27 protein-coding genes and 1 tRNA gene are annotated in these 25716 nt (G+C 70.4%); 8 read left to right on the top strand and 20 right to left on the bottom strand.

What is annotated here, in order from left to right:
- Positions 1 to 13 precede the first annotated feature (13 nt).
- Positions 14 to 601, bottom strand: coding sequence for a 2'-5' RNA ligase family protein (locus tag AB0M88_RS08330; protein ID WP_364097346.1), 588 nt, complete (start codon positions 599 to 601; stop codon positions 14 to 16).
- An 18-nt stretch (positions 602 to 619) separates the two neighbouring features.
- On the bottom strand, positions 620 to 1642 hold the full coding sequence (trpS, locus tag AB0M88_RS08325; RefSeq protein WP_364097343.1) for a tryptophan--tRNA ligase: 1023 nt from the start codon (positions 1640 to 1642) through the stop codon (positions 620 to 622).
- 132 nt (positions 1643 to 1774) lie between these two features.
- On the opposite strand from trpS, the gene galE reads away from it, so the two are divergent.
- From galE to AB0M88_RS08310, 3 genes are read left to right on the top strand one after another with little or no spacing between them, the layout of a single operon-like run.
- Positions 1775 to 2749 (top strand): UDP-glucose 4-epimerase GalE, encoded by a 975-nt coding sequence (gene galE / locus AB0M88_RS08320; protein ID WP_364097340.1) that lies wholly within the window; start codon positions 1775 to 1777, stop codon positions 2747 to 2749.
- A 15-nt stretch (positions 2750 to 2764) separates the two neighbouring features.
- Entirely contained in the window at positions 2765 to 3913 is a 1149-nt protein-coding gene (galK, locus tag AB0M88_RS08315; RefSeq protein ID WP_364097338.1) for a galactokinase, read from the top strand.
- Between the two features lie 30 nt (positions 3914 to 3943).
- Entirely contained in the window at positions 3944 to 4168 is a 225-nt protein-coding gene (locus AB0M88_RS08310; protein ID WP_364097335.1) for a hypothetical protein, read from the top strand.
- Between the two features lie 76 nt (positions 4169 to 4244).
- On the opposite strand, the gene AB0M88_RS08305 is transcribed toward AB0M88_RS08310, so the two are convergent.
- Entirely contained in the window at positions 4245 to 5258 is a 1014-nt protein-coding gene (locus tag AB0M88_RS08305; protein ID WP_364097331.1) for a LacI family DNA-binding transcriptional regulator, read from the bottom strand.
- A 96-nt stretch (positions 5259 to 5354) separates the two neighbouring features.
- Here AB0M88_RS08305 and AB0M88_RS08300 point away from each other — a divergent pair, with 96 nt between their 5' ends.
- Entirely contained in the window at positions 5355 to 6188 is an 834-nt protein-coding gene (locus AB0M88_RS08300) for an ATP-binding protein (RefSeq protein ID WP_364097328.1), read from the top strand.
- A 25-nt stretch (positions 6189 to 6213) separates the two neighbouring features.
- On the opposite strand, the gene cysN is transcribed toward AB0M88_RS08300, so the two are convergent.
- The 10 genes from cysN to AB0M88_RS08250 all read right to left on the bottom strand — a co-directional run bounded on the left by cysN (position 6214) and on the right by AB0M88_RS08250 (position 16021).
- Positions 6214 to 7512: a sulfate adenylyltransferase subunit CysN gene (cysN, locus tag AB0M88_RS08295; protein WP_364097326.1), complete on the bottom strand. Its 1299-nt coding sequence runs from the start codon at positions 7510 to 7512 to the stop codon at positions 6214 to 6216.
- Positions 7512 to 8423 carry a sulfate adenylyltransferase subunit CysD gene (gene cysD, locus AB0M88_RS08290; protein ID WP_364097323.1) on the bottom strand — a complete coding sequence of 304 codons (912 nt, stop codon included), beginning with the start codon at positions 8421 to 8423 and terminating at the stop codon, positions 7512 to 7514. The genes cysN and cysD overlap by 1 nt, the downstream gene beginning before the upstream one ends.
- A gap of 31 nt (positions 8424 to 8454) precedes the next feature.
- Complete coding sequence (locus tag AB0M88_RS08285) at positions 8455 to 9330, bottom strand: 3'(2'),5'-bisphosphate nucleotidase CysQ (protein WP_364097436.1); 876 nt, start codon at positions 9328 to 9330, stop codon at positions 8455 to 8457.
- A gap of 20 nt (positions 9331 to 9350) precedes the next feature.
- Positions 9351 to 11087 (bottom strand): sugar transferase, encoded by a 1737-nt coding sequence (locus AB0M88_RS08280; protein WP_364097320.1) that lies wholly within the window; start codon positions 11085 to 11087, stop codon positions 9351 to 9353.
- Between the two features lie 139 nt (positions 11088 to 11226).
- Positions 11227 to 11811: an aminoacyl-tRNA hydrolase gene (gene pth / locus AB0M88_RS08275; RefSeq protein ID WP_364097317.1), complete on the bottom strand. Its 585-nt coding sequence runs from the start codon at positions 11809 to 11811 to the stop codon at positions 11227 to 11229.
- 87 nt (positions 11812 to 11898) lie between these two features.
- Positions 11899 to 12528: a 50S ribosomal protein L25/general stress protein Ctc gene (locus tag AB0M88_RS08270; RefSeq protein ID WP_364097314.1), complete on the bottom strand. Its 630-nt coding sequence runs from the start codon at positions 12526 to 12528 to the stop codon at positions 11899 to 11901.
- A 295-nt stretch (positions 12529 to 12823) separates the two neighbouring features.
- Entirely contained in the window at positions 12824 to 13804 is a 981-nt protein-coding gene (locus tag AB0M88_RS08265; RefSeq protein ID WP_364097311.1) for a ribose-phosphate diphosphokinase, read from the bottom strand.
- Positions 13805 to 13935: 131 nt separating this feature from the next.
- A complete protein-coding gene (gene glmU, locus AB0M88_RS08260; RefSeq protein ID WP_364097308.1) occupies positions 13936 to 15432 on the bottom strand; it encodes a bifunctional UDP-N-acetylglucosamine diphosphorylase/glucosamine-1-phosphate N-acetyltransferase GlmU in 1497 nt (498 codons plus the stop codon).
- Between the two features lie 94 nt (positions 15433 to 15526).
- Positions 15527 to 15597, bottom strand: a tRNA-Gln gene (locus AB0M88_RS08255).
- Between the two features lie 106 nt (positions 15598 to 15703).
- The gene (locus AB0M88_RS08250) at positions 15704 to 16021 is read right to left on the bottom strand and encodes a helix-turn-helix domain-containing protein (RefSeq protein WP_364097305.1); all 318 of its coding nucleotides are present in this window, start codon (positions 16019 to 16021) and stop codon (positions 15704 to 15706) included.
- A 182-nt stretch (positions 16022 to 16203) separates the two neighbouring features.
- On the opposite strand from AB0M88_RS08250, the gene AB0M88_RS08245 reads away from it, so the two are divergent.
- Together AB0M88_RS08245 and AB0M88_RS08240 are read left to right on the top strand one after the other, a co-directional pair.
- Positions 16204 to 17151 (top strand): acyl-CoA desaturase, encoded by a 948-nt coding sequence (locus AB0M88_RS08245; RefSeq protein WP_364097302.1) that lies wholly within the window; start codon positions 16204 to 16206, stop codon positions 17149 to 17151.
- 128 nt (positions 17152 to 17279) lie between these two features.
- Positions 17280 to 17882 (top strand): TetR/AcrR family transcriptional regulator, encoded by a 603-nt coding sequence (locus AB0M88_RS08240; RefSeq protein WP_364097299.1) that lies wholly within the window; start codon positions 17280 to 17282, stop codon positions 17880 to 17882.
- A 2-nt stretch (positions 17883 to 17884) separates the two neighbouring features.
- On the opposite strand, the gene AB0M88_RS08235 is transcribed toward AB0M88_RS08240, so the two are convergent.
- The 6 genes from AB0M88_RS08235 to rsmA form a co-directional block, all read right to left on the bottom strand.
- On the bottom strand, positions 17885 to 18343 hold the full coding sequence (locus AB0M88_RS08235) for a DUF4383 domain-containing protein (RefSeq protein WP_364097296.1): 459 nt from the start codon (positions 18341 to 18343) through the stop codon (positions 17885 to 17887).
- Positions 18343 to 18819, bottom strand: coding sequence for a DUF4383 domain-containing protein (locus AB0M88_RS08230; protein WP_364097293.1), 477 nt, complete (start codon positions 18817 to 18819; stop codon positions 18343 to 18345). Before AB0M88_RS08230 ends, AB0M88_RS08235 begins: the two co-directional genes overlap by 1 nt.
- 124 nt (positions 18820 to 18943) lie before the next feature.
- A complete protein-coding gene (locus AB0M88_RS08225; RefSeq protein ID WP_364097290.1) occupies positions 18944 to 20737 on the bottom strand; it encodes an ABC-F family ATP-binding cassette domain-containing protein in 1794 nt (597 codons plus the stop codon).
- Positions 20738 to 20745: 8 nt separating this feature from the next.
- Complete coding sequence (locus AB0M88_RS08220) at positions 20746 to 21693, bottom strand: 4-(cytidine 5'-diphospho)-2-C-methyl-D-erythritol kinase (protein ID WP_364097287.1); 948 nt, start codon at positions 21691 to 21693, stop codon at positions 20746 to 20748.
- A complete protein-coding gene (locus tag AB0M88_RS08215; protein WP_364097284.1) occupies positions 21690 to 22265 on the bottom strand; it encodes a Uma2 family endonuclease in 576 nt (191 codons plus the stop codon). Before AB0M88_RS08215 ends, AB0M88_RS08220 begins: the two co-directional genes overlap by 4 nt.
- The gene (gene rsmA, locus AB0M88_RS08210; RefSeq protein WP_364097281.1) at positions 22262 to 23149 is read right to left on the bottom strand and encodes a 16S rRNA (adenine(1518)-N(6)/adenine(1519)-N(6))-dimethyltransferase RsmA; all 888 of its coding nucleotides are present in this window, start codon (positions 23147 to 23149) and stop codon (positions 22262 to 22264) included. The genes AB0M88_RS08215 and rsmA overlap by 4 nt, the downstream gene beginning before the upstream one ends.
- Before the next feature lie 38 nt (positions 23150 to 23187).
- Here rsmA and AB0M88_RS08205 point away from each other — a divergent pair, with 38 nt between their 5' ends.
- Entirely contained in the window at positions 23188 to 23607 is a 420-nt protein-coding gene (locus AB0M88_RS08205; protein ID WP_364097279.1) for a hypothetical protein, read from the top strand.
- A 100-nt stretch (positions 23608 to 23707) separates the two neighbouring features.
- Here the strand turns inward: AB0M88_RS08205 and AB0M88_RS08200 are convergent, their stop codons facing one another.
- A complete protein-coding gene (locus AB0M88_RS08200; protein WP_364097276.1) occupies positions 23708 to 24607 on the bottom strand; it encodes a TatD family hydrolase in 900 nt (299 codons plus the stop codon).
- A gap of 69 nt (positions 24608 to 24676) precedes the next feature.
- On the opposite strand from AB0M88_RS08200, the gene AB0M88_RS08195 reads away from it, so the two are divergent.
- Positions 24677 to 25711 carry a hypothetical protein gene (locus AB0M88_RS08195; RefSeq protein ID WP_364097273.1) on the top strand — a complete coding sequence of 345 codons (1035 nt, stop codon included), beginning with the start codon at positions 24677 to 24679 and terminating at the stop codon, positions 25709 to 25711.
- The last annotated feature ends 5 nt before the right edge of the window (positions 25712 to 25716 follow it).

Raw genomic sequence — 25716 nt, 5'->3', positions numbered from 1 at the left:
GGGCGACCGTACGTCAGGCGCCGGGTGCGAGGTCGCCCAGCGCGAGGCGGCCCAGGGGAAAGTCGCGGCGGGGCCGCCAGGGCCCCTCGCCGCCGTGCGAGAACAGCGTGAACGCGGTGACCGGGAACTTGCACGAGAACCCGGCCAGGTCCTCGAACACCTCGTCGAGCGCCTCGGCCGGCACGTCCTGGGCGACCGTGACGTGCGGGTGGTAGGGGAACCGGGCCTCCCGGCTGACCTCGTCGGCCGACGTGATCGCCTCGGCCAGCAGCTCGCACTCGCTGATGCCGACCACCAGGGTCACGAAGACCACCTCGGTGACCGGCCGGAACGTGCCGGTGCCGCGCAGCTGGACGGTGAACGGCTCCTGATCGGCGGCGACCTTCTCCAGGTGCCGCTCGATCGCCGGCAGGTCGGCCGTCGCCACCTCGGTCGGGCCGAGCAGCGTGACGTGGGCCGGCGTATAGGCGGCCTGCGGGTCACCGGCGGCGCCCCGGCGCCGGGTCAGCATCGGACCCCACGGGTCGGGGATGTCGATCGCGACGCCGATCCTCGTCGCCGGGCCCGCCTCGGTCACCGGGTCATCCACCGGGTCATCCACCGGGTCATCCACCGGGGTTCAGGCCCCGCGCGCCGGGCTGAGAAAACCCACCTTCTGGTACGCCGTGGCGAGCGTGACCGCCGAGACGGCGCGGGCCTTCTCGGCCCCGATGGCCAGCACCTTGTCGAGGTGGCCGGGGTCGTCGAGGAAGGCCTTGGTGCGCTCCTGGATCGGCTTGACGAACTCGACCACCACCTCGGCCAGGTCCTTCTTGAGGTCGCCGTAGCCCTTGCCCTCGTATTGCTCGAGCAGCTCGTCGATGGCGCGGTTGGTGAGAGCCGCATACATCGTCAGGAGGTTGCTGACGCCGGGCTTGTTCTCCTCGTCGTAGAGGATCTCGCGGCCGGTGTCGGTGACCGCCGACTTGATCTTCTTGGCCGAGCGGGCCGGGTCTTCCAGCAGCTCGATGATGCCGTTGGGCGAGGAGGCCGACTTCGACATCTTCGACGTCGGGTCCTGCAGGTCAGTGATCTTGGCGGTGTCGCGGACGATGTACGCCGAGGGGACCGTGAACGTCGGCCCGAACCGCGTGTTGAAGCGCTGCGCGAGGTCGCGGGTCAGCTCAAGGTGCTGCCGCTGGTCTTCCCCGACCGGCACCTGGTCGGCCTGGTAGAGCAGGATGTCGGCGGCCTGCAGGACCGGGTAGGTGAACAGCCCCACCGTCGTCGTCTCGGCGGCCTTGGCCGACTTGTCCTTGAACTGGACCATGCGGCCGGCCTCGCCGAACCCGGTGATGCAACTGAGCACCCAGGCCAGCTGCGCGTGCTCGGGCACGTGGGACTGCACGAACAGCGTGCAGCGCTCCGGGTCGAGCCCGACCGCGAGCAGCTGGGCGACCGAGACCCGGGTGCGGCTGCGCAGAGTCGCCGGGTCATGCCCCATCGTGATCGCGTGCAGGTCGACCACGCAGTAGAACGCGTCGTGCGAATCCTGCATCGCCACCCAGTTGCGCACCGCGCCCAGGTAGTTGCCGAGGTGGAACGAGTCGGCGGTCGGCTGGATGCCGGAGAGCACTCGCGGGCGGCGGGCGGCGTCGGACATGAACGCCATTGTGTCAGTCTCTACAGGCGGGCCGCGAACCCCCCGGGCCCGATTGTCTGATGTTTGAAGTTGTTGACTCGTGAGCGTTTATGGGGGATTCTTGTCCTCAGCCGCCGTCGAAAGGGAAATCGCGTGAAACTGCTCGTCACCGGGGGCGCCGGCTACGTCGGCAGCGTCACCAGCCGGCTGCTGCTCGACGCCGGCCACGAGGTGGTCGTGCTCGACAACCTGGTCACCGGGTTCCGCGAGGCGGTCGCGCCCGACGCGACCTTCGTCGAGAAGGACATCGAGGACGCCGCCGACGTGCTCACCCCGGACGCCGGGTTCGACGCGGTGCTGCACTTCGCGGGCCTGATCGCGGCCGGCGAGTCGATGGTCAGGCCCGAGCTCTACTGGCACGACAACGTCGTGAAGTCCCTCGCGCTGCTCGACGCCGTCCGCGCGGCCCGGGTGCCCCGCTTCATCTTCTCGTCCACCGCCGCGGTCTACGGCAATCCCCTCGAGCTGCCGATCCCCGAGACGGCGGTCAAGGCGCCGACCAACACCTACGGCGCGACCAAGCTGACCTTCGACCACGCGCTGACCTCGGAGGCGTTCGCCCACCGGCTGGCCGCGGTGTCGCTGCGCTACTTCAACGTCGCCGGGGCGTACATCCGCGACGGTCACGAGATCGGCGAGCGGCACGATCCCGAGACCCACCTGATCCCGATCGCCCTGCAGGTGGCGGCCGGCAAGCGCGACAAGCTGCAGCTGTTCGGCGACGACTACCCGACCGCCGACGGCACCAACGTGCGCGACTACATCCACGTCGAGGACCTCGCGCGAGCCCACCTGCTGGCCCTCGACGCGGCCACCGCCGGCGAGCACAAGATCTACAACCTGGGCAACGGCAACGGCTTCTCCAACAAGCAGGTCGTCGAGGCGGCCCGCGAGGTCACCGGCGCCGAACTGCCGGTCGAGATGGCCCCGCGCCGCGACGGCGATCCGGCCACCCTGGTCGCCTCGTCGGCCAAGGCCCGCGACGAGCTCGGCTGGGTGCCGCAGAAGAACACGTTGCCGGCGATGATCGGCGACGCCTGGACCTTCTACCGCGCCCACGTGGCCTGACAGGAGCACTGCGAGATGACCGTCGCTGACGACGCGGCAGCCGCGTTCCGCAAGGAATACGGTTCCGAACCGACCGGTCTGTGGGCCGCCCCCGGACGCGTCAACCTGATCGGCGAGCACACCGACTACAACGAGGGCTTCGTGCTCCCGTTCGCGCTCCCGATGCGTACGATCGCGGCCGCCGCCCCCGGCGGCGAAGGTTGGTCGGCCTGCTCGAGCCTCGCCCAGGACCCGGTGTCGTTCGGTGTCGCCGAGGCCGGCGCCCCGGGTGCGGTCGACGGCTGGGGCGGCTACGTGGCCGGCGTGGTGTGGGCGCTGCGCGACGCCGGATACACCGTGCCGCCGGCCCGCATCGCGATCGCCTCCGACGTGCCGCTCGGCTCTGGCCTGTCCTCCTCGCACGCGCTGGAGTGCGCGGTGCTCACCGCCCTGGCCGACCTCGGCGGCCTGGAGATCGCCATCGAGGAGCGGCCGAAGCTGGTCCAGCGCTCCGAAAACGTGTACGTGGGCGCCCCGACCGGGATCATGGACCAGTCGGCGTCGCTGCGCTGCACCGCCGACCACGCCCTGTTCCTGGACTGCCGCACCTACGCGGTCGAGCAGATCCCGTTCGACCTGTCGGCGGCCGGCCTGACCATCCTCATCATCAACAGCAACGCGCCGCACCACCACAGCGACGGTGAGTACGGCGCCCGTCGCAAGTCGTGCGAGGAGGCGGCCCGCATCCTCGGCGTGCCCGCGCTGCGCGACGTCCCGGCCGACGGGCTCGATGCCGCGCTGGCCCGGCTCGACGACCCGGTCATGCGGCGCCGGGTGCGGCACGTGGTCACCGAGGACCAGCGCGTGCTCGACACCGTCGAGCTGCTCAAGTCGGGGCGGATCCGCGAGATCGGCCCGCTGCTGACCGCCTCCCACGCGTCGATGCGCGACGACTTCGAGATCACGGTCGACCAGGTCGACGTGGCGGTCCAGGCGGCTCTCGACGCGGGGGCGTACGGCGCCCGCATGACCGGCGGCGGCTTCGGCGGTTGCGTGGTGGCCCTGATCGACACCGACCGGGCCTCCGAGGTGACGAAGTCCGTCGACGCGGCGTACGCCGAGCGCGGGTTCACCCCGGCCACGGCGTGGGTCGCGGTCGCCAGCGCGGGCGCGACGAAGCTTTAGGCACGCTCACCCGGGGGTATCCGGGTGGGCATGACCAGCGAACCGCAGCAGGAAGCCACCGAGCACGAGCACGACGAGCCCAACGACGCCGGTTTCGCGGGCGCCGGCACGACACCGACCCCGGAGCCGGGCGCCGCCGAGGACTACGGCGAGTCGATCGCCGTGCCGGCGGGCGACATCACGGGCGCCCTGATGGGGGCGATCGATCGGGCCGGCGAGCACGACGACGACGAGGCCGAATCCGGGCGGAGCTAAGGCGGGCTGGGCCGGCGAACACGTAAGCGTCCCGGGCATCGCTCTTCGCGTCACCCGGGTTCAAAGCTCAAAAAGATCAGCCGACGGTGCTCTCGCGGAGCAGCAGGCGGTGCTCGACGTGCAGTTCGCGGGGCGGGCCGGCGGCGACCCGGCCCTCACCGAGCCGCTCGGCCAGCAGGTCCACCGCGAGCTGAGCGATCCGCGGGGTGTCCGGGGCGACCGTGCTCAGCGTCGGCGTGCTGAACCGGCCGTCCTCGATGTCGTCGAAGCCGATCAGGGCCACGTCGCGCGGCACGCCGATCCCGCGCTGGTGCAGCGTGCGCAGCGCACCGAGGGCGAGCAGGTCGTTGACGCAGAAAACGGCGTCCGGCGGCCGGGGCTGGTCGAGCAGGCGGACCATCGCGGCCGCGCCCTCGGCCCGGCCGAAGCGGACCACCCCGACCTCCAGCGCCGGGTCGCCGGCCAGCCCGGTCTCGGCGAGCGCGCCCCGATAGCCGGCCAGCCGGCGGCGGGCGGCCGTCGCACGCGGCGAGTCGTCGGGCACGCCGATCACCGCGATCCGCTTCCGCCCCAGTTCGCACAGGTGCCGGGTGGCATCCGCACCGGCCGCACGGTCGTCGACCGCGACATGGTCGGCCGCGCCCGGCCCGGCCCGGGCGCCCAGCAGCACCGCCGGCGGCCCACCGGACGCGACCACTTCCTCCCCGCTCAGGGCCGACGGACTGAAGATCAGCCCGTCGATGGCGTGCCGGCGCAGCCCGGCCAGCAGGTCACGCTCCCGGTCGGCCCGCCCGTCGGTCTGGTCGATCAGCACGGTCCAGCGGCGGCGCTCGGCCGCCTGCACGATCAGGCCGGCCAGCTCGGCGAAGTAGGGTGCCGGAAGCTCGGGCACGGCCAGGGCGATCACCCCGGAACGACCCCCGCGCAGCTGGCGGGCGGCCAGATTGGGCACATAGCCCAGGGCGTCGATCGCCGCCTGCACGCGGGCCCGGGTGTCCGGTGCCACGTGGACATATCCGTTCACCACGTTGGAGACCGTCTTGATCGAAACGCCGGCGCGCGCGGCGACGTCCCTCAGCCCCGGCGGCACGGCTTCGCACTCTACAACGTTGCAGTACTTACGGCCGATCACCCGGGGGAGCTAAGGGGCGGCCAATCCGGCCCCGCGCCCCGCTACGGTGACCGCATGCCCACCAGCGCTGCCTGCCTTCCGGTGCAGGAGCCCGCGGTCCACGTCGAGAGCGACGTGGATGCCGCCGTGATGCTGATGACCGTACTCGGCGCGTGGGGCGCGGCGCTCGCCCGGGAAGTCTCGCGGGCGCTGGCCAAGTGCCTCGGCGACCATCCGGAGGCACTCATCGTCGACCTGTCCTCGCTGGCTGATCCGCGTACGGAAAGTGCCGCGACCTGGATCGGGGCGCAAGGCGCCGCCGCCCAGCTCGAGCCGCCGCTGCAGCTCGCGTTGTGTGTTCCGCCCGGCCTGCCGCTCGCCGGCCGGCTGTTGAGGCTCTGCTCGCGGAAGCACCTGCCGCTCTATGCCCGGGTCCGGCAGACCCGGGTGGCGATCGCCGGGCGACTGCCGGACGGCGGCCGGATGAGCGTGACCGTGGCGCCGGTGCCGGAGGCGCCGAGCACCGCGCGCAACCTGGTCGGCGACGCGTGCCGGCGGTGGGGGCTGGCCGAGCTGTTGCATCCGGCCCGCGCGGTGATGTCCGAGCTGGTCACCAACGCGGTCGAGCATGCCGGCACCGAGCTGACCGTGGTGGTGACCCGGCGTGGTTCGGGGCTGCAGGTGGCGGTGGCCGACCGTTTCGACCGGCATCCGCGGATCATCCAGCAGCCGCGCCCGCGCCCGGGCGACCCGCTCGACGAGCGGGGCCGGGGACTGCAGATGGTGGCCGCGACGGCCACCGCGTGGGGTTCGCTGCCGACGCCGATCGGCAAGGTGGTGTGGGCGACGCTGCGGCCGGCCCCGGTGCCGCGGCGGCGTCATGCGAACGCCGCGGCACCCCACCGGTGAACGTCGGCTACTGGCTGAACGTCGGCTACTGGGCTTCGATGATCATGCCAGCCGCGACGGTCCGGTTGGTCGACTCGTCGATCAGGATGAAGCCCCCGGTCGTGCGGTTGCGGCGGTATTCGTCGGCGAGCAACGGGACCGTGGTGCGCAGCCGCACCCGGCCGATCTCGTTGAGCGCCAACTGCTCGGCGGTGTCGTCGCGGTGCAGCGTGTTGACGTCGAGCCGGTACTGCAGGCCGCGGACCACCGTACGGGCGGTCCGGGTGGTGTGCTTGATCGAATATTTTCCGCCGACCCGCAGCGGCGCGCTCTCGTCCATCCAGCAGATCATCGCCTCGATGTCCTGGGCGACCTCGGGCGCGTTGTGCGGCCGGCAGATCATGTCGCCCCGCGAGATGTCGATCTCGTCGGAGAGCCGCACGGTCACCGACATCGGCGGGAACGCCTCGTCGACCGGCCCGTCGGCGGTGTCGATCGACGCGATCGTGCTGGTCAGCCCGGACGGCAGCACCATGACCTCGTCGCCCGGCTTGAGCACGCCGCTGGCGACCTGACCGGCGTAACCGCGGTAGTCGGTCACCGTGGTCGACTGCGGGCGGATCACATATTGCACCGGGAAGCGCACGTCGACCAGGTTGCGGTCGGAGGCGATGTGCACGTGCTCGAGGTGGTGCAGCAGCGACGGCCCCTCGTACCAGGGTGACTTCTCGGACCGGGAAGCGATGTTGTCGCCGTTGAGCGCCGAGATCGGGATGATCGTCAGGTCGGGCGCGTCGAGCTTGGCCGCGAACGACGTGAACTCGTCGGCGATCTTGTCGTAGACCGCCTTGTCCCAGTCGACCAGGTCCATCTTGTTGACGCAGAGCACCAGGTGCGGCACGCGCAGCAGCGTGGTCAGGAACGCGTGCCGGCGGGACTGCTCGACCAGGCCCTTACGGGCGTCGACCAGGATCAGGGCCAGGTCGGCGGTGGACGCGCCGGTGACCATGTTCCGCGTGTACTGGATGTGGCCGGGGGTGTCGGCGATGATGAACTTGCGCCGGGGCGTCGCGAAGTAGCGGTACGCCACGTCGATCGTGATGCCCTGCTCCCGCTCGGCCCGCAGGCCGTCGGTGAGCAGCGCCAGGTTGGTGTATTCGTCGCCGCGCGCGGCCGACACCGCCTCGACCGCCTCGAGCTGGTCGGTGAAGAGCGACTTGGTGTCGTACAGCAGGCGGCCGATCAGGGTCGACTTCCCGTCGTCCACGCTGCCCGCGGTCGCGAAACGCAACAGATCCATCGGGCGCGCGGCAGCCGCCTCGGTCTCCAGGACGGCCTGACTCATCAGAAGTAACCCTCTCGCTTGCGGTCTTCCATCGCGGCCTCGCTGACCCGGTCGTCGCCGCGGGTCGCTCCCCGCTCGGTGATCCGGGTCGCCGCCACCTCGTCGATGACCTTGTCCACGGTGTCGGCCTCGGACAGCACGGCCGCGGTCTGTGACGCGTCGCCGACCGTGCGGTAACGCACCCTTCGCACCGCGGAGGTCTCGCCGTCGCGCAGCCGGATGAACTCGTTGACCGCGTAGAACATGCCGTCGCGCTCGACGACCTCACGGTCGTGGGCGTAGTAGATCGACGGCAGGGGCACCCGCTCACGGGCGATGTAGTGCCAGATGTCGAGCTCGGTCCAGTTGGACAGCGGGAACACCCGGATCGACTCGCCGGGGTGGTGCCGCCCGTTGTACAGCGACCACAGCTCGGGGCGCTGGTTCTTCGGGTCCCACTGGCCGAACTCGTCGCGGAAGCTGAACACCCGCTCCTTGGCCCGCGCCTTCTCCTCGTCGCGCCGGGCACCGCCGAACAGCGCGTCGAAGCGGTACTTCTCGACCGCGGCCAGCAGCACCGGGGTCTGGATGCGGTTGCGGGTGCCGTCCGGCAGCTCGCGGACCAGGCCGGTGTCGATCGCCTCCTGCACGCTGGCCACCACCAGGTTGAGGCCGAGCGCGGCCACCCGGGTGTCGCGGAACTCGAGCACCTCGGGGAAGTTGTGGCCGGTGTCGACGTGCATGACCGGGAACGGGACCTTGGCCGGGGCGAAGGCCTTCTCGGCCAGGCGCAGCATCACGATCGAGTCCTTGCCGCCCGAGAAGAGCAGTACCGGGCGCTCGAACTCGGCCATCACCTCGCGCATCACGAAGATGCTCTCCGCCTCCAGGGCATCGAGGTGGGAGACTCGGTAGGGCTTCGCTTGGCTCATACGGCGGAACTCCAGTTGCCGGCGGGGAAGGTCATTCTGACGGAAGGTGACGCTGCAACGCTGCAAGCAACCGAGGAGCGAGATCCTTGCGGCACACCACCAGGTCCGGCAATTTCGGATCCGCCTCGTTGTATTTCAGCGCAGAACCGTCGATTCGGCTAGCGTGCAGCCCGGTGGCCAGCGCCACAGCGACCGGAGCGGCCGAGTCCCACTCGTACTGACCGCCGGCGTGTACGTACGCGTCGGCCTCCCCGTTGATCACCGCGGCGATCTTGACTCCGGCCGAGCCCATCGGCACCAACGTGGCGCCGGTGTCCTCGGCCAGCGCGGTCACGAAGGCGGGCGGCCGGGTGCGGCTGGCGGCGATCCGGATCGGGCCCCCGGTCGCCGACTCGAGCGGCAGCGGCGGGTAGGCCGGCGGGTGGTCGGTGGCCATCGTGCGGTGCTGGGCCGGCATCGCGACCGCGCCCGCGGCGAGACAGCTCGGGCTGCTGCAGTCGGCCGTCCAGAGCGCCACGTGGACCGCCCAGTCGGTGCGGCCCTCCTCGGAGAACTCGCGGGTGCCGTCCAGCGGGTCGACGATCCAGACCCGGCCGGCACCGAGCCGGTCGGCACCGGCCCCGACCTCCCGGGATTGCGCGTCCTCCTCCGAGAGCACCGCGTCGGCCGGGCGCCATCGGGCCAATTCGGTGCGCAGCAGGTCGTGGGCGGCCTTGTCACCGGCGGCCTTCAGGGCGGCCCCATCGGTGTAGCCCATGTCATCCCGCACCTGCAACAGCAGCCGGCCGGCCCGGTCGGCGAGCCAGCGAGCGAAGGCCGCGTCGATGACCGGCGGCGCGCCGCCACCGTCCGCGTTGCCGTCGCGCTGGCTCAGAATGCGCGGCGACGTCTCGGTCTGCTCGCCCATGGGATCCACTCCCCAATCCATCAATACGCTCCTGACGACCGCATTACCGCGGTCATGGTGCGCAAGAGGATCACCAAGTCCAAACTGAGGGACCAGTTCTCCACATAGCGCAGGTCCAGCCTGACTGCCTCCTCCCACGGCAGGTCCGATCGCCCGGAAACCTGCCACAGGCCCGTCATGCCGGGTTTGACGGCAAGACGGCGCCGCACGTCGTCGGCGTAGACAGCCACCTCCGACGGCAACGGGGGCCGCGGACCGACCAGCGACATCTGCCCCAGCAGCACGTTGATCAGCTGCGGAAGCTCGTCCAGGGAGAACCGGCGCAACCAGCGTCCGACTCCGGTGACCCGCGGATCGTCACGGATCTTGAAGAGCACACCATCCTGTTCGTTGAGGTGCCGTAGCTCGGCCAGCCGGGCCTCGGCGTCGACGTACATGCTCCGGAACTTGTAGATACGGAAAAGGCGTCCGTCGCGGCCGACTCTTACCTGACGAAAGAGTACCGGCCCCCGAGAGGTGAGCCGCACACACAGTGCGACCCCGAGCAGCACCGGGCCGAACGCCCCCAGCAGGAGGAACGCGCCGACCCGATCGACCATCTCCTTCACCAGGCGCAGGCCGCCGTGCAGCCGCGGGTGCTCGACGTGCAGCATCGGCAGCCCGTCGAACGGCCGGATCGTGGTGCGCGCCCCGGCCACGTCGACCAGCGCGCTGGCCACAACCAGGTCGACCTCGTCGCGCTCCAGGCGCCAGGCCAGCCGGCGCAGCGCGGTCCCGTCCAGCTCGGGACAGCTGAGCACGACCACGGTGTCGGCGTCGGCCCGCTCGACCGCCCGCGCCACATCGTCGAAGGTGCCGTAGATCGGAAGCCCGGACATCCCGGCCCCGTCGTGCCCGGGCGGCAGACAGGCACCGACCACCTCGAGACCGTGGTAGCGCTCGCGCCGCAGCTGGCGGGTGATCCCGATGATCGACAGCTCGTGCCCGACCACGATCACCCGGCGCAGGCTCTCCCCGCGCGACCGGGCCACGTGCAGCCGCTTGCGCAGCGCGAACCGCAGCACGACCGAGGTCACCACGGCCGACGGCAGGGCGGCGAGGACATATCCGCGGGCCAGGTCGAGGTCGAGGGCGTAGGAGATCACGGCGGTACCCGCGATCAGGCCGACCCCACCCCGCAGGACCCGCTGATATTCGTCGGTGCCGACGAACAAAAACCTTCTCTCGTACGCCCGGGAGACCGCGAGCACCACCGGAAGGAGCACCGGCAGCAGGGCCGTCAACACCATGTACGCCAGGGTGTACGAGGTCACCTCGTCGCCGAAGCGCAGCGCGAACGTCGTCGCCCCGGCGGTGACTCCGGCCAGCAGGTCGCAGAGCACCAGCGAACGCACGTAGCGCCGCTCCCACCGCTGCCGGCGGGACATCGCCGCGTGCCGGCCGCGAACCCGGACGAAGGGCCGCGAGACCGGGCGGGTCGCGGCCGACCGGTTCCGCTTCGCCGACCGGTGGCGGTCGGCGGCGTCGTTGCGCGCCGGGTCGGGCCGGCCCTGAACCGCGCGCGGCCGGGCGTTGTCCCGGCCCGGGACCGGGATTGGGATCTTGGTGTTGCCGGCCGATCGCGTCGGTCTCGGACGCCGCAGCGGCTGACCCTGGTTAGGACTGTGCCGAAGCTCCGGCAGCTCCACCAGTTGCGGCAGCTGCACCGTCGGCCCGGTCAGGACGGACTCCTGATCCGCCGACAGATCGCGCCGCAACGTGGACCTCCCCCGTATAGCCGGCCGTTCGCACCGAACCGGTGCATACGTGTGACCAACGGTCGGACGGCGTCAGCGTCACGGGATGGGGAGGCGGACAAAACCCCCCAAACGATCTATCCGTTCGGACTCTATGGGATCAACTCCCGTGGTATTTGTTCTGCGCCCACTCGACACCCTCGAGAATGATCGCCTCCACCACGTCGGCCCCCCGATCGACGAGAAAGTCCAGCTCCTTGCGCTCGGCGGCGGAGAAGTCGGACAGCACGTAGTCGGCCGGATCCTGCCGGCCGGGCGGCCGGCCGATGCCGAAACGGACCCGCGCGTACTCCTTGCTGGCCAGTGATTTCGACATCGATCGAAGCCCATTGTGGCCACCCTCACCACCGCCACGCTTCGCCCGCACCTCACCGAACGGCACGTCCAACTCGTCGTGCACCCCGATGACGTTCGCCACCGGCACCTTGAAGAACTGGGCCAGCGACACCACCGGTGCGCCGGACAGATTCATGAACGTCAGCGGCTTCACCAGCACCAGCCGGGGCCCGCCGAAGCCCAGACGCCCCTCGGCGACCTCGGCGTGGGCCCGCTTCGACCGGCCGAACTTCGCCCCGATCCGGGACGCCAGCAGGTCGACGACCATGAAGCCCACGTTGTGGCGATTGCCGGAGTATTCCTTACCCGGGTTGCCGAGACCGGCCACCAGCCATACGTCGTCGCTCACCCTGCTCCTCTACATAGGCAATCAGGGAAAGCGCCCATGGCACTTTCCCTGATCCCTGCATGTCGCTCGGTCCGCCGGACCCGAGTCCTACTCCTCGGACGCGCCCTCGGCCGTGGCCGGCTCGCCGCCCTCACCCTCGGCCGACTCGCCGCCCTCGAGCTGCTCGGCGGTCTGCGCCTGGGAGATGATCGCGAGCACGAAGCCGGGCTCGACCGCGAGCTCGGTGCCCTGCGGCAGCGGCACGTCGCCGGCGGTCACCTGGGCGCCCGCCTCCAGCCCGTCGATCGAGACCTCGAAGCTGGACGGCAGGTGCATCGCCTCGGCGACCACGGCCAGGGTGTTCGATTCGTTCACGACGAGCGTGTTACGGGCGGCCTCGCCGGTCAGCGTCACCGGGACGTCGACCTGGACCTTCTCGCCACGCTTGACGATGATCAGGTCCACGTGCTCGTACGTGTCCTTGATCGGGTCGCGCTGGATCGCCTTGGGCAGCGCGAGCGTGATGCCCGCGTTGCCGGTGACGTCGATCGTGAAGACCTGGTTGAGGCCACCATGCCGGATGGCGGCGGCGAACTCACGGGCCGGCAGCGCGATGTGCTGCGGCTTCTCGCCATGCCCGTACAGCACGGCGGGCACCAAACCGGCCCGGCGCGTGCGGCGGGCACCACCCTTGCCGAACTCGGTGCGGGGCTCGGCGCTGATCTTTACCTCGGACACGGGGAAACTCCTGAAACTCTGCGAACGGCTGCGACTGGTCGGCGGGCATAGCGGCAAATCTCGCGACGGTGTTCCGTAAGGGGCCGCCGTCTTCAGCGCTGCCGGGCAAGGGGGCGCGCTGGGCACAGGCCCGGAGCACCGCGTCGATCACGGTGCCTCCGAGCGGCTGCGAACCTCAGCAGACCGCGGGGCACCCTCGCCGTGGCAACCGCACTAGCCTACCCTCCGCATTCAGGAACAGTTCAGCGGGCCCCGACCTGCTGACGCTCTTCGCGAAAAGTTCACCCGTGGAGGTCTAGCTGAGACCACCGAAAAGGGTTGTTACCGAACCATCGTCGAAGACCTCACGGATCGCCCGGGCCAGCAGCGGCGCGATCGACAGCACGGTGATCTTGTCGAGCTGCTTCTCCGGAGGCAGCGGCAGTGTGTTGGTCACCACCAGCTCGCTGATCCGGCTGTTCTTCAGGCGCTCGGTCGCCGGGTCGGACAGCAGCGCGTGCGTCGAGGCGACGACCACATCGGCCGCGCCCTCGTCGTAGAGGATGTCGGCCGCCTTGCAGATCGTGCCGCCGGTGTCGATCATGTCGTCGACGATCAGGCACACCCGGCCCTCGACCTCGCCGACCACCCGGTTGGCCACCACCTGGTTGGGCTTCATCGGGTCACGCGTCTTGTGGATGAACGCCAGCGGGCAGCCGCCCAGCCGGTCGGTCCAGCGCTCGGCCACCCGCACCCGCCCGGAATCCGGGGCGACCACGGTCATCGGGCGACCCGCGTACTTCTTCTGGACGTGCTCGGCCAGGATGTCCATCGCGAACAGGTGGTCGACCGGGCCGTCGAAGAAGCCCTGGATCTGGGCCGTGTGCAGGTCGACGGTGAGGATGCGGTTGGCGCCCGCGGTCTTGAGCAGGTCGGCCATCAGACGGGCCGAGATCGGCTCGCGGCCGCGGTGCTTCTTGTCCTGGCGCGAATACGGATAGAACGGCAGGACCACGGTGATGCGCTTCGCCGACCCACGCTTCAGCGCGTCGACCATGATCAGCGTCTCCATGACCCAGCGGTTCACGCCCTCGGTCACCGACTGCACCACGAACGCGTCCGACCCGCGGACCGAGTCCTTGAACCGGACGAAAAGCTCGCCGTTGGCGAACTCGTACGAATCCGTCGGCGTCGGATCGATGCCGAGCACCTGACCGATCTCCTCGGCCAGCGCCGGGAAACCCTGTCCGGAGAAAAGCATCAAACTCTTACGGTTCTCCGCGACGATGCTGCCCATCGGCTCGCTGCTCCCGTTGGATCGAGGGAAAGGGGGACGTCGGAAGAAGTATCCCCCGCCACCTGCGTCACGCCACGTGCCGAGCCCGCCGGGTGGGATGCCTCACGCTCCCAGCTTGCCTGTTGAACAGGTCACTCGGCAGGCGCTTCACCCTCCGGGGTCTTCTCAACGCCGGCGCCGGCGCCGGCCTCTGCCGCGCCCGCCTCCGCCGCGCCGGCCTTCTCGGCCGCGGCGGCCGAAGTCGTGCCCGGGCGCTTCCGCGCCGTCCAGCCCTCGATGTTGCGCTGCTGCGCCCGCGTCACGCCCAGGTTGCCCGCCGGCACCTCCTTGGCGATCGCCGAGCCGGCCCCGATGTAGGCGCCCGCGCCGACTTCGACCGGCGCGATCAGCACCGTGTCGGATCCGATGAACGCGGCCTCGCCGATCGTCGTCCGGCTCTTGCGCACGCCGTCGTAGTTGGCCACGATCGTGCCCGCGCCGACGTTCGCCTTCGCGCCGATCGTGGCGTCACCCACATATGACAGGTGGGGGACCTTCGCGCCCTCGCCGAGCTCCGAGTTCTTCGTCTCGACGAAACCGCCGACCTTGGCCTTGCGGCCGAGCTTGGAACCCGGGCGCAGATAGGAGAACGGTCCGACGGTGGCCTCCGGGCCGATGTCGGCCCCGATCGCATGCGTACGCAGTACGACCGCGCCCTCGCCCACCGAAGTGTCGATCAGCGTGGTGTCCGGGCCCACGATCGCGCCGGCCGCCACGTGCGTCGCTCCCAGCAGCTGCGTGTTCTGGTCGATCTCGGCGTCGGGCGCCAGCGTCACGGTCACGTCGATCCACGTCGTCGCCGGGTCGAGGATCGACACGCCAGCCCGCATCCAGGCGTCGTTGACCCGGTCGCGCAGCAGCGCCCGCAGGCGCGCCAGCTCGGCCCGGTCGTTGCAGCCCAGCGTCTCCGCCTCGGGCGCCACGCACACTCCGACCGCCCGGCCGACCGACGCCAGCAGGGCGAACACGTCGGTCAGGTATTCCTCGCCCTGGTCGTTGTCGGTCGACAGCTTGCCCAGCGCCTCGCGCAGCGCGGCCGCCTCGAACGCGTAGATGCCGGCGTTGACCTCGCGGATCGCCCGTTCGTGCGCCGACGCGTCGCGCTCCTCGACGATGCGCTCGAGGTTGCCCGCCGCGTCCCGCACGATGCGGCCCAGGCCGGACGGGTCACCGACCTCGGCGGCCAGCACCGTGGCGCCCCGGCCCTGCGACTCGTGCTCGCCGAGCAGCCGGGTGAGGGTCTCCGGCCGGAGCAGCGGCACGTCGCCGTTGAGAACCACGACCGTGCCGGTCAGGTCGGACACCGCCTCGAGCGCCACCCGCACGGCGTGGCCGGTGCCCCGCTGCTCGGCCTGCAGCACCGTCGTGGCGGACGGAGCGACCTCGGCGAGGTGCTCGCGCACCTGGTCGGCCTTGTGCCCGACGACCACGAGCGTCCGCTCGGCCCCCGAGGCACCGGAGTTGGCCAGCACGTGCCCGAGCAGGGTGCGCCCGAGCAGGGAGTGCAGCATCTTGGGCGTCGCGGACTTCATCCGCTTGCCCTCTCCGGCGGCAAGAACGACGACGGTACGACGAGGGGCCTCACTCACGCGGCAACTCCATTGTTCGCTGGTAGGGCGCTGTGCAGCTGGTAAAGCGCTATGCAGATCGCTCGGCGGCGTCAATTCAGCCGCCGGCAGACTGCTCCCGGAAGAGGATTCGAACCCCTATAAATGGCACCAAAAGCCACGGTCCTACCATTAGACGATCCGGGACCAATTTTTGGACATATCGTCAGGGCTCGCGCCCGCGCATCACATACTAGCGGTACCTCCCCGGCCGCCACTCGCCGCAATAGCGGCCGGCGGCAGAAGACGGCGATCAGTCATCCGCCTCCGGAGGCGCCCGCTGGAGAGGCACCTCCCGCGTCCAGAGGTACGCCGACGACTTCGACACGCCGAGCGCCTCCGCGATCTCCGGCACCGTCGCCCCACCGCGCCGCAATTCCACCGCCCGCTCGTGCAGATCGTCCTTCGCTCGCGGCCGCCGGGTCCACTCGGGCGGCTCCGTGCCCCGCAGCCATTCGCTGAGGGTTCCGTTGCCCACGCCGAACACCTTCATCAACTGCGACCGGGAAAGCCCGGCCTCTGCCCGCAGCCGCCGCGCCTCGTCACGCCGCGGATCATTGTTCGTATCCATGTCCCTACATTAGTATGGTGATGCAATCCGAGGTAAGCCCCAAACAGGCCCGGATTCCACCTGTGGATCCAGCCGGAACCATAGGCAAGTTACGGTTCCGTAGGTTACGGTGACGTAGGCGTAAGTAAATGATCACGCCTCCCCGGTAGCACCCCAACCCCCGCCCAGCCCTGTGAGGTGTCATGACATCTGTGATCGAGGCCGCTCCCGCGACCGGCCCCAAACCGCTCACCGACGGCCCGCAGCCCCGCGGCGTCCTGATCGCCCTCTACGCGTTCGTGATCATCCCGTTCCTGGCCGTTTTCGCCGCGATCCCGATCGCCTGGGGCGGCTGGCTGTCCTGGACCGACATCGCGATCGCCGGGGTCTTCTACGTGGTCTCCGGGCTCGGCATCACGGTCGGCTTCCACCGCTATTTCACGCACGGCTCGTTCAAGGCCAAGCGGTGGCTGCGGATCGTCCTGGCGCTCGCCGGCTCGGTCGCGATCGAGGGCAACATCATCCAGTGGGTGGCCGATCACCGTCGTCATCACATGTTCAGCGACCAGGACGGTGACCCGCACTCGCCGTGGCGCTACGGCACCGGCTACTGGGCGCTCGCCAAGGGACTGTGGTTCGCGCACATGGGCTGGATGTTCAGCCGCGAGCTGTCCAATCGCGAGCGCTTCGCCCCCGACCTGCTCGAGGACCGCGACATCGCGCTGATCGACAAGCTGTTCCCGGCGATCGTGCTCTTCTCGACGCTCGGCCCGGCGCTGATCGGTGGCCTGGTGACCTGGTCGTGGGCGGGTGCGCTGACCGCGTTCTTCTGGGCCGGCATCGTTCGCATCGGTCTGCTGCACCACGTCACGTGGTCGATCAACTCGGTCTGTCACGTCTACGGCGAGCGCCCGTTCGCGGTCCGCAACGGCGACAAGGCGTCCAACTTCTGGCCGCTGGCGATCCTCTCGTTCGGCGAGAGCTGGCACAACCTGCACCACGCCGACCCGACCTGCGCGCGCCACGGTGTGCTGCGCGGTCAGGTCGACATCTCGGCCCGGCTGATCTGGCTCTTCGAGAAGACGGGTGCCGCGTGGAGCGTGAAGTGGCCGAACCAGGAGCGGCTGGCCGCAAAAATGATCAAGGAGTGACCGGTGTTACGGGGACGCTTGGTACGGATCGGACCTGGCAGGATGGCCGGGTGAGCGAGGCAGGCGACAGCGATAGTGACAGAGAGCAACCACGACGAGTGCGGCCGGCCACGGTGCCGCGGGTCCGGATGTCGGCCGCGCAGCGCCGCGAGCAGCTGATCGCGATCGGGAGGCAGCTGTTCGCCGAGCGCGGCTTCGACGCCACCAGCGTGGAAGAGGTGGCGTCCCGGGCCAAGGTCTCCAAGCCGGTGGTCTACGAGCACTTCGGCGGCAAGGAGGGGCTCTACGCGGTGGTCGTCGACCGCGAGGTCCGGTCCCTTCTGGACCGGATCGCGGCCGCCCTGACCGCCGGCCATCCCCGCGAGCTGCTGGAGCAGGCGGCGCTGGCGTTACTCGACTACATCGAGGAGGAGCCGCACGGCTTCCGGGTGCTGGTGCGCGAGTCTCCGGTGCTGTCCCCGGCCGGCAACTTCTCCAGCGTGATGAACGACGTCGCCCACCAGGTGGAGCACATCCTGGGTGACGAATTCAAGAGCCGCGGCCTCGACCCGAAGTTCGCCGAGCTCTATTCGCAGGCGCTCGTCGGCATGGTCGCGCTGGTCGGCCAGTGGTGGCGCGAGGTGCGCAAGCCGAAGAAGGAGATGGTGGCCGCCCACCTGGTCAATCTGGCGTGGAACGGCCTGTCCCATCTCGAGGCGAAGCCGACCCTGCTGACCCGGAAGGTCAAATAGGGTCAGCGGGGGTGGGCCGCCGCCTCTTCCGCGCGGGCGGCCTGATGGCTGCCGACCTTGCCGTAGAGGCCGGCGGTGAGGGTGACGACGCCGAGGATCAGCAGGATCAGCACGTTGACCATCGAGGCGTCGAGGGCGTTGGCATCGGTCTGCAGGGTCGCCATGATCAGGACGGCGATGCCGCACATGACCCAGCCGGCGACGAGGGTGACCTGGTGGTGGACGTTGCCGCCGATGAGCGTGGCGGCCACGACGACGAGCCCGAGCACGGCGAGCAACCAGGAGCCGGCCGGGTTGACGCGGAGTCCGAGCGACCAGGCATGGCCGTCATGCCCGAAGAACGAGTCGCCCCAGGTGTCGGCGAGGCCGATCACGCCGGCGACCAGGAGATAGGCGCCGGCGAGGAAGGCCACGAAGCGGTAGGTCTGACGCAGGTGATGATTGAGGGGATAGTGCGCCATCAGGCCGGTCGGCCCTCCCTTACCTGTCGCGGCGCTCCGGCATGGCCGGCCGGGGCGACCTTGCTGTAGAGGCTGGTCGTGATCAGGACGATGCCGACCAGAAAGGTGACGACGACGGTGGAGATGCTGAAGCCGAGGAAGTCGGCGTCGGTGCGCGTGGTGGCCAGGCCGTAGGCGCCGAACACCAGGATGGCCCACCCGAGGAACTTGTCGGCCTCGGTGTCGGCGTTACGGCCGATCACGGTGGCGATCACGACGATCGCGCCGAGAACGAGGCTGATGATCGACCAGAGCATGTTGGCCTCCTGGCCGAGCACGCGCACGCCGATCTTGCCGGTGAAGTCGTGCCCCGACGTCTGGATCAGGCCGACGATCCCGAAGACGACCAGGTAGGCCCCGGCGAGGAAGCCGAGAGCGCGGTAGATCGGCCGCAGCGGGTGGTTGACCGGATTGTGCGCCATGGTGTCCGTCTCCAAGGTCAGGTGTTGTGCGACCCGATTCTCGCGCACTCCGCTCAGGCGCCGCAGGCACACCCCCCGGATCCGAATGCGGCATCTTTGCGACGACAGCCGTCAAAATGCCGGACCACCCGCGGGCGGCCTATTCCGGCACCTGCTCAGCCAGTTCGAGCCACTCCTCCTCGACCCGGCCGCGCTCCTCCTGCACCGCCTTGAGCTGCGCCTCGAGCTCGACGATCTTCTCGTAGTCGGCCCCGTGGTCGGCCAGCTTTTCGTTGATCTTGAGCACACGCTCCTCGAGCTTTCCGAGCTGGCGCTCCAGCCGTACAAGATCTTTGCGAGCCTGGCGCAACTCGCCCGACGAAAGGCCGGTCGCGCCGGGCGCGGCCGGAGCTTGCTTCGCCGGTACGCCGTCCGCCGCGCCCGTACCCACCCGGGCCAGATATTCGTCGACGCCACCCGGCAGGTGCACCAGCCGCCCGTCGCCGAACATGCCGTACGCCTGATCGGTGACCCGCTCGACCAGGTACCGGTCGTGGCTGGCGACGATCATCGTGCCGGGCCAAGAGTCGAGCAGGTCCTCCAGCGAGGCCAGCGTGTCGGTGTCGAGGTCGTTGGTGGGCTCGTCGAGCAGCAGCACGTTGGGCTCGGCGGCCAGCAGGCGCAGCAGTTGCAGGCGCCGCCGCTCTCCACCGGAGAGGTCGCTGACCGGCGTCCAGATGCGCTTGTCGGTGAAGCCGAACACCTCGGCCAGCTGGCCCGCCGAGAGCTCCCGGTCGCCCAGCTTGACCCGCTTGGCGACCTCTTCGACCGCCTCGAGCAGGCGCAGGTCCCCCGGCAGCTCGCGCAGCTCCTGGGAGAGGAACGCGGGCCGCACCGTGCTGCCGGTGACCAGGCGGCCGCCGTCGGGCTTGGTGACGCCGGCCAGCAGGCGCAGCAGCGTGGTCTTGCCGGCCCCGTTGGCGCCCAGGATCGCGATGCGGTCGCCCGGGCCGACCTGCCACGTCAGATCTTGGAAGATCGTCTTCGGGCCGGCCTGCAGGCGCACCCGCTCGAGGTCGTAGACCTGCTTGCCGAGCCGGGTGGTGGCCAGCCGCTGGAGGCTGACCGTGTCGCGCACCGGTGGCACGTCGGCGATCAGCGCGTTGGCCGCGTCGATGCGGAACTGGGGCTTGGAGGTGCGGGCCGGCGGGCCGCGGCGCAGCCAGGCGATCTCCTTGCGGAGCAGATTCTGCCGGCGGGCCTCGACGACCGCGGCGACCCGCTGGCGCTCGACCCGGGCCAGCGTCCAGGCCGCGTAGCCACCCTCGTAGAGCTGCACCTGCTCGTCGACGACCTCCCAGGTCGCGGTGCAGACGGCGTCGAGGAACCAGCGGTCGTGGGTGACCACGACCAGGGCGCCGCGCCGGGTGAGCAGGTGCCGGGCCAGCCAGTCGACGCCGGCCACGTCGAGGTGGTTGGTCGGCTCGTCGAGGATCAGCAGGTCGCTGGTGCGCACGAGCAGGGCGGCCAGGGCGACCCGGCGTCGCTCGCCACCGGACATCGAGCTGACCGAGGCATCGAGGCCGAGGTGACCCATGCCGAGGCCGTCCATGATCGTGCGGACCCCGGCGTCGCCGGCCCACTCGTGCTCTGCTCCCATGCTCTGCGCCAGCCAGGCGGTGCCGAGCACGACGTCGCGCACGGTCGTGCCCTCGGCGAACGTCATGGCCTGCGGGAGCGTCGCGACGCGCAGGTCACGGCGGTGGGTGACCCGGCCGGAGTCGGGTTCCTCGGTCTTGGCGAGCATGCGCAGAAGGGTCGACTTGCCGGCGCCGTTGAGACCGACGATGCCGACCCGGGCATCGTCGTCGAGCCCCAGGGAGACGTCGGTGAGCAGCTGACCGGCGGCGCCATAGCCCTTGTTGACCCGGTCGAGGTTGACGATATTGGCCACAGTGCGGACTACGTTACCCGCGCGCCCGGAACCGGGCCGCGGGCGGTGACCGCTTCCCGGCACACCCCGGCCGCGTTGAGCCCGGCCGCGATGCGGCCCGCGTGGGCGGCGTCGGCGGCGAGGAACACACAGGTGGGCCCGGAGCCGGAGACCAGACCGGCGAAGGCGCCCGCGTCGGAGCCGGCCTTGAGCACGTCGGCCAGCTCGGGCCGCAGGGCGAGCGCGGCCGATTGGAGGTCGTTGCCGAGCACGGCTCCGAGCACCTCGGGATCGCGCTGGCGCAGGGCACCCATCAGCTCGTCGGAGTCGCCGAGCGCCTTGGGCGGCCAGGCCCCGGCCCGCAGCTCGTCGAGCTTGCGGTAGACCTCGGGGGTGGCCAGTCCGCCGTCGGCCAGCGCGACCACCCAGTGCCAGGTCGTCGGCCGGGCCAGGATCGGGCTGATCGCCTCGCCGTGGCCGGTGCCGAGCGCGGTGCCCCCGTGCAGTAGGAACGGGATGTCGGAGCCGAGCGTGGCCCCGATCTCGGCCAGTTCCTCACGGGAGAGGCCGGTGCCCCAGAGCAGGTCGCAGGCGATCAGCGCGGCCGCCGCGTCGGCACTGCCCCCGGCCAGGCCGGCGGCGAGCGGAATCGTCTTGCGCAGGTGCAGCCGGGCGTGCGCGGGCATCCGCGTGCGGGCGGCGAGCGCCCGGGCGGCCCGGATGATCAGGTTGCTCTCGTCGAGTTCGAGCGCGCCCGCGCCCTCACCCTCCATGGTCAGCGTCAGCATGTCGCCGTTGCGCGCCGTGAGCTCGTCGAACAGCCCGATCGCGTGATAGACGGTGTTGAGCTCGTGGAACCCGTCGGATCGCAGCGGCCCGACACCCAGATGCAGATTGATCTTCGCCGGCACCCGCACCCGCACCGGCCCGTTGTGACGACGCGGCTCGTCGTCGTCCGGCCCCCACGCCTCGGTCACGGAGTGATGTCCCGGATCGGCAGCTTGATCTCGAACGGCTTGGTCAGCACCAGTTCCTCGGCCGAGTCGGCAACCAACTCATAGCCGCCGGCGACCAGGTCGTAGGCGAAGACGTGCAGAGGATTCTGCTCGATCCGCCAGAAGTGCGGAATGCCGGCCGCCGCATAGTCGGCGGGCTTCTCCAGACGGTCACGTTTCCGCGTGCTCGGGGAGACGACTTCGACGACCAGAACGACCTGGTCGGCAATCGTGTAGTGACGATTGCGCGCGACCTCGGCGTTGACCAGCAGAACATCGGGCTCGTAAGTCGTGTCCAGCGACAACGCGACGCCCGTCGACAAACTCGCACGGAGCCCATCGGGCACGTTTCGCCGCAGCCAATGCCACAGGAGCCCGGTGATGTCTTGGTGATCATGAGTCGGGGAGGGAACCAAGATCATGACTCCATCGGAAAGCTCGACGCGGGGGGCGTCGTCGGGGAGCTGGAGGACATCTTCAACGGTGTAATTCGCCAGGCGCTGCCTGAGCGGACTGGGCGACCACATGACATGGCCAGCTGGTTCCGCACTCACGAATCCACCTCCTCCTGCCGCCTGCCGGACGAGCTGAGCTTACCGCCCGACCCCGACAGTTTGGCCGCCGCGGCGATGGCCGCGAACTGGGCCACGGTCAGCGACTCGCCGCGGGCCTGCGGGCTCACACCGGCCGCGACCAGCACCCGCTCGGCCGCGTCCGCCCCGCCCGCCCAACCGGCCAGCGCGGCCCGCAGCGTCTTGCGGCGCTGGGCGAAGGCGGCGTCGATCACGGCGAACACCGCCGCGCGGTCGGCACCGGCCGGCGGATCGTGGCGGGTGAACGCGACCAGCCCCGAATCCACGTTGGGCACCGGCCAGAACACCGCCGGCGGCACCTTCCCGGCCGACCTGGCCTCGGCGTACCAGGCCAGCTTGACCGAGGGAACGCCGTACACCTTGGAACCCGGACCGGCGGTGAGCCGGTCGGCGACCTCTTTCTGCACCATCACCAGGCCGCCGCGAAGGGTGGGCAGCTCGGCGAGCAGGCTGAGCACGACCGGCACGGCGACGTTGTACGGCAGGTTGGCGACCAGCATCGTCGGCGGCGGGTCGAAGTCGGCGCCGTGCACCCGCAGCGCGTCGGCGGTGTGCACGGTCAGGTGCGGCGCGGTGACGGTCGACGGGAGGGCCGCCGCCAGCGTCGGGTCGATCTCGACCGCGTGCACGTGCCGGACGGCCCCGACCAGCCCCAACGTGAGCGAGCCGAGCCCCGGCCCGACCTCGAGCGCCACGTCGTCGGCGGTCAGCCCGGCCGCCGCCACGATGCGCCGGATGGTGTTGGGGTCGTGCAGGAAGTTTTGGCCGAGCTTCTTGGTCGGCGCGACGCCGAGGCGCGCGGCCAGCTCCCGGATCTCCGCCGGGCCGAGGAGTGCGTCAGCCATGGGAGCAAAGACTACGGGCGGCGGGGTACAAACGAGCCATGACCCAGCTGCTCGAGCTGCGCGGCGTCGTGGAGGCGTCGCCCGACACGGTGGCCGGCCTGCTCCTCGACGTGCGGCCGGGCGGCCGTTCACCGATGGCGGCCCGCGGCGAGACCGAGGACGACGACGGCGACCGGTTCGTGGTGGTGCGCGACGGCAGCCGGCTGACCGTGACGGTCGACCGGGCCGCCCGGGAGGTCGCCGAGCAGGGCGAATGGTGGTACCGCTCGACGACCACGGTCGAGGCCGACCCGCGCGGCAGCCAGGTCGTGCACCGCGTCTTCAACGTGGCCGAGGGCCGGGGCTGGGCGGTCCGCTGGGTGTCGAGGGGCCCGCTCAACGCGGCGCCCCGCCGGTTCGCCGAGGTCGTTCACCAGGCCGGCGAGGAGCTGGGCGTGGCCGCCTGGGTCCTCGACTGACGGTTGTCCACAGCCCTCGCACGATCTTCGTTTTTTCTTGCGAGAATCGAAATCGGGGGAGGGCCCCGCGGCCTGCGACCAGGGTGTGGCGAACAGGGTGTTACGACCAGGGCCCGAAAACCCGCTCCCCGTTCGCCGAGATCGCCGCGCACAATTCGTCGAGGTCCGAGCCCCGGGCCTCGGCCAGCGCCCGCGCGGTCAGCGGAATCAGATAGGAAGCGTTCGGCCGCCCCCGATAGGGCATCGGCGTCAGATAGGGCGCGTCCGTCTCCACCATGATCAGGTCGAGCGGGGCCAGCGCCGCCGCCTCCCGCAGGTTGCCCGCGCTGCCGAAGGTCACCGTCCCGGCGAAGCTCAGGTAATAGCCCCGGCGCACACATTCCCCCGCGAATGCCGCGTCGCCGGAGAAGCAGTGCAGCACCACCTTTTCCGGGGCGCCCTCCTCATCGAGGATGCGGAGAACGTCGTCGTGCGCGTCCCGGTCGTGGATCACCAGCGCCTTCGAGACGCGCTTGGCGATCGCGATGTGCGCCCGGAAGCTCGTCTCCTGGGCCGCCCGGCCCGAGTCCTCGGTGCGGAAGGTGTCGAGCCCGGTCTCACCGATCCCCCGAACCCGGGGTTGACCAGACAACTCCTCGATCTCGCGCAAGGCCTGGTCCAGATCGGACAGACGGGGTGCCTCGTTCGGGTGAATCGCCACCGCGGCCAGAACGTCCTCCCGGCGCGAAGCCAGCTCCGCTCCCCACCGCGACGACGGCACATCGACACCCACCTGGACGACTCGATCGACACCCGCCTTGGCCGCCGAGTCCAGCAGCACGTCCACCGGATCAAGGGATTGGCCACCGGGAATGCCTGCTTCCTGGATCGTGATGTCCAGATGCGTGTGGCTGTCGAAGACCGGCACGGCGAGCGGCTCCGGCGCGGGCGGGAACTCGCCCGAGCGGCGTCCCCTGGTCGACCGGCGGGACTCGGAGGGTGTAGATGACATGTGAGACATTCTGCACTCAACCCAGACGGCTACCGTTTGTTCACCTGGTATCCATCGACGTCGCTTAACTTGCCCGGAGTGACCTTGACCGGCGAGGACAGTGCGGTCGGCACTGATCCCCTAGAGCCGCCGCTGTCGGCGCCCCTGCGGCGCGACCTCGGCTGGACGCAGGTGCAGCGGATGAGCCAGTCCGCCTCGCACCGAGAAGACCCTGTCCTGAGGAGCATCCGGGCCACCGCGGAGATCCGCCGGGGCACCCGGATGACGAAGGTGCTGTCGGCCGCCCAGGTGGCGGGGCATCTCGGCGGCTGGCTGCCGTACGGCTTCTGCTACCGCTCCTGCGACATCGCCCACCTGCGCGACCCGCGCGACCTGGGTCAACTGCGTACGGACGGCGCGGTCGACGACGACGTCGCGTACGCCCTGCGCTGGCGGGCCGTCGACCCCGTCGACTACGAGGTCCCGGCCGGACCGGCGCAGCCGGGCCTGGCCGTCCTGCCGACGCACGACCGGGTCGGCGCGATGGTGATCGGCACCGGTTTCACCTTCAGCACCGACGACCTGATCCCGGAGTTCATCACGGCCGGGTTCGCCGACCTGCCGATGCCGGCCAACGCGCAGATCATCGCGTACGTGCCGGGGGGCGAGGAGGTCGTCCTCTACACCTATCAGCCCGAGCAGCACGGCTGGCTGCGGCTGGCCGGCCCGCGCTGGCGCCCGGTGCTCGACAACCTGCCCGGGGCCAGCCCGGACCGCGAATACGTGCCGTGCACCGCGCCCGGCTCGTCGAAGCTGGTCGGGCGGATCAACGACAAGGAATACGAGGCGGTCGCCGACCCGCCCGAGGAGTTCCGGGTGCGCGCCCTGACCCGGGCCGCCCGCTACCCGGTGAGCACGCTGAGCCGGCGGGCCGAACAGGCGATGTGGCGCAACGTGCCCTGCTGGGTGCTGCAGCGCGACGCCTCGTGGGCGCGACTGCGGCTGATCCGGCCGGACGCCGACGCGCTGGTGGCGACCGGCGCGCGCTGCTACGAGCGCGGCGTCTACGAGTCGTGGGCGCCGATGGGCGAGCTCAGCGATCACCACATCTCGGACATCCCGTACGAGCTGTAGAGGGG

The sequence above is a fragment of the Actinoplanes sp. NPDC051411 genome (assembly GCF_040682075.1).
Lineage (GTDB): Bacteria > Actinomycetota > Actinomycetes > Mycobacteriales > Micromonosporaceae > Actinoplanes.
Note: the sequence above shows the minus strand (reverse complement) of the source record. Positions and strands in the feature narration are given on the sequence as shown.

What these genes read in the sequence shown, in the direction of transcription:
- rsmA (WP_364097281.1), bottom strand. Translation starts at nt 23,149, where the DNA reads ATGGCTGACGCACTCCTCGGCCCGGCGGAGATCCGGGAGCTGGCCGCG.
- AB0M88_RS08235 (WP_364097296.1), bottom strand. Translation starts at nt 18,343, where the DNA reads ATGGCGCACTATCCCCTCAATCATCACCTGCGTCAGACCTACCGCTTC.
- AB0M88_RS08205 (WP_364097279.1), top strand. Translation starts at nt 23,188, where the DNA reads ATGACCCAGCTGCTCGAGCTGCGCGGCGTCGTGGAGGCGTCGCCCGAC.
- AB0M88_RS08310 (WP_364097335.1), top strand. Translation starts at nt 3,944, where the DNA reads ATGACCAGCGAACCGCAGCAGGAAGCCACCGAGCACGAGCACGACGAG.
- AB0M88_RS08265 (WP_364097311.1), bottom strand. Translation starts at nt 13,804, where the DNA reads ATGGGCAGCATCGTCGCGGAGAACCGTAAGAGTTTGATGCTTTTCTCC.
- AB0M88_RS08300 (WP_364097328.1), top strand. Translation starts at nt 5,355, where the DNA reads ATGCCCACCAGCGCTGCCTGCCTTCCGGTGCAGGAGCCCGCGGTCCAC.
- cysD (WP_364097323.1), bottom strand. Translation starts at nt 8,423, where the DNA reads ATGAGCCAAGCGAAGCCCTACCGAGTCTCCCACCTCGATGCCCTGGAG.
- AB0M88_RS08285 (WP_364097436.1), bottom strand. Translation starts at nt 9,330, where the DNA reads ATGGGCGAGCAGACCGAGACGTCGCCGCGCATTCTGAGCCAGCGCGAC.
- trpS (WP_364097343.1), bottom strand. Translation starts at nt 1,642, where the DNA reads ATGTCCGACGCCGCCCGCCGCCCGCGAGTGCTCTCCGGCATCCAGCCG.
- cysN (WP_364097326.1), bottom strand. Translation starts at nt 7,512, where the DNA reads ATGAGTCAGGCCGTCCTGGAGACCGAGGCGGCTGCCGCGCGCCCGATG.
- AB0M88_RS08200 (WP_364097276.1), bottom strand. Translation starts at nt 24,607, where the DNA reads ATGTCTCACATGTCATCTACACCCTCCGAGTCCCGCCGGTCGACCAGG.
- galK (WP_364097338.1), top strand. Translation starts at nt 2,765, where the DNA reads ATGACCGTCGCTGACGACGCGGCAGCCGCGTTCCGCAAGGAATACGGT.
- AB0M88_RS08245 (WP_364097302.1), top strand. Translation starts at nt 16,204, where the DNA reads ATGACATCTGTGATCGAGGCCGCTCCCGCGACCGGCCCCAAACCGCTC.
- AB0M88_RS08240 (WP_364097299.1), top strand. Translation starts at nt 17,280, where the DNA reads ATGTCGGCCGCGCAGCGCCGCGAGCAGCTGATCGCGATCGGGAGGCAG.
- AB0M88_RS08250 (WP_364097305.1), bottom strand. Translation starts at nt 16,021, where the DNA reads ATGGATACGAACAATGATCCGCGGCGTGACGAGGCGCGGCGGCTGCGG.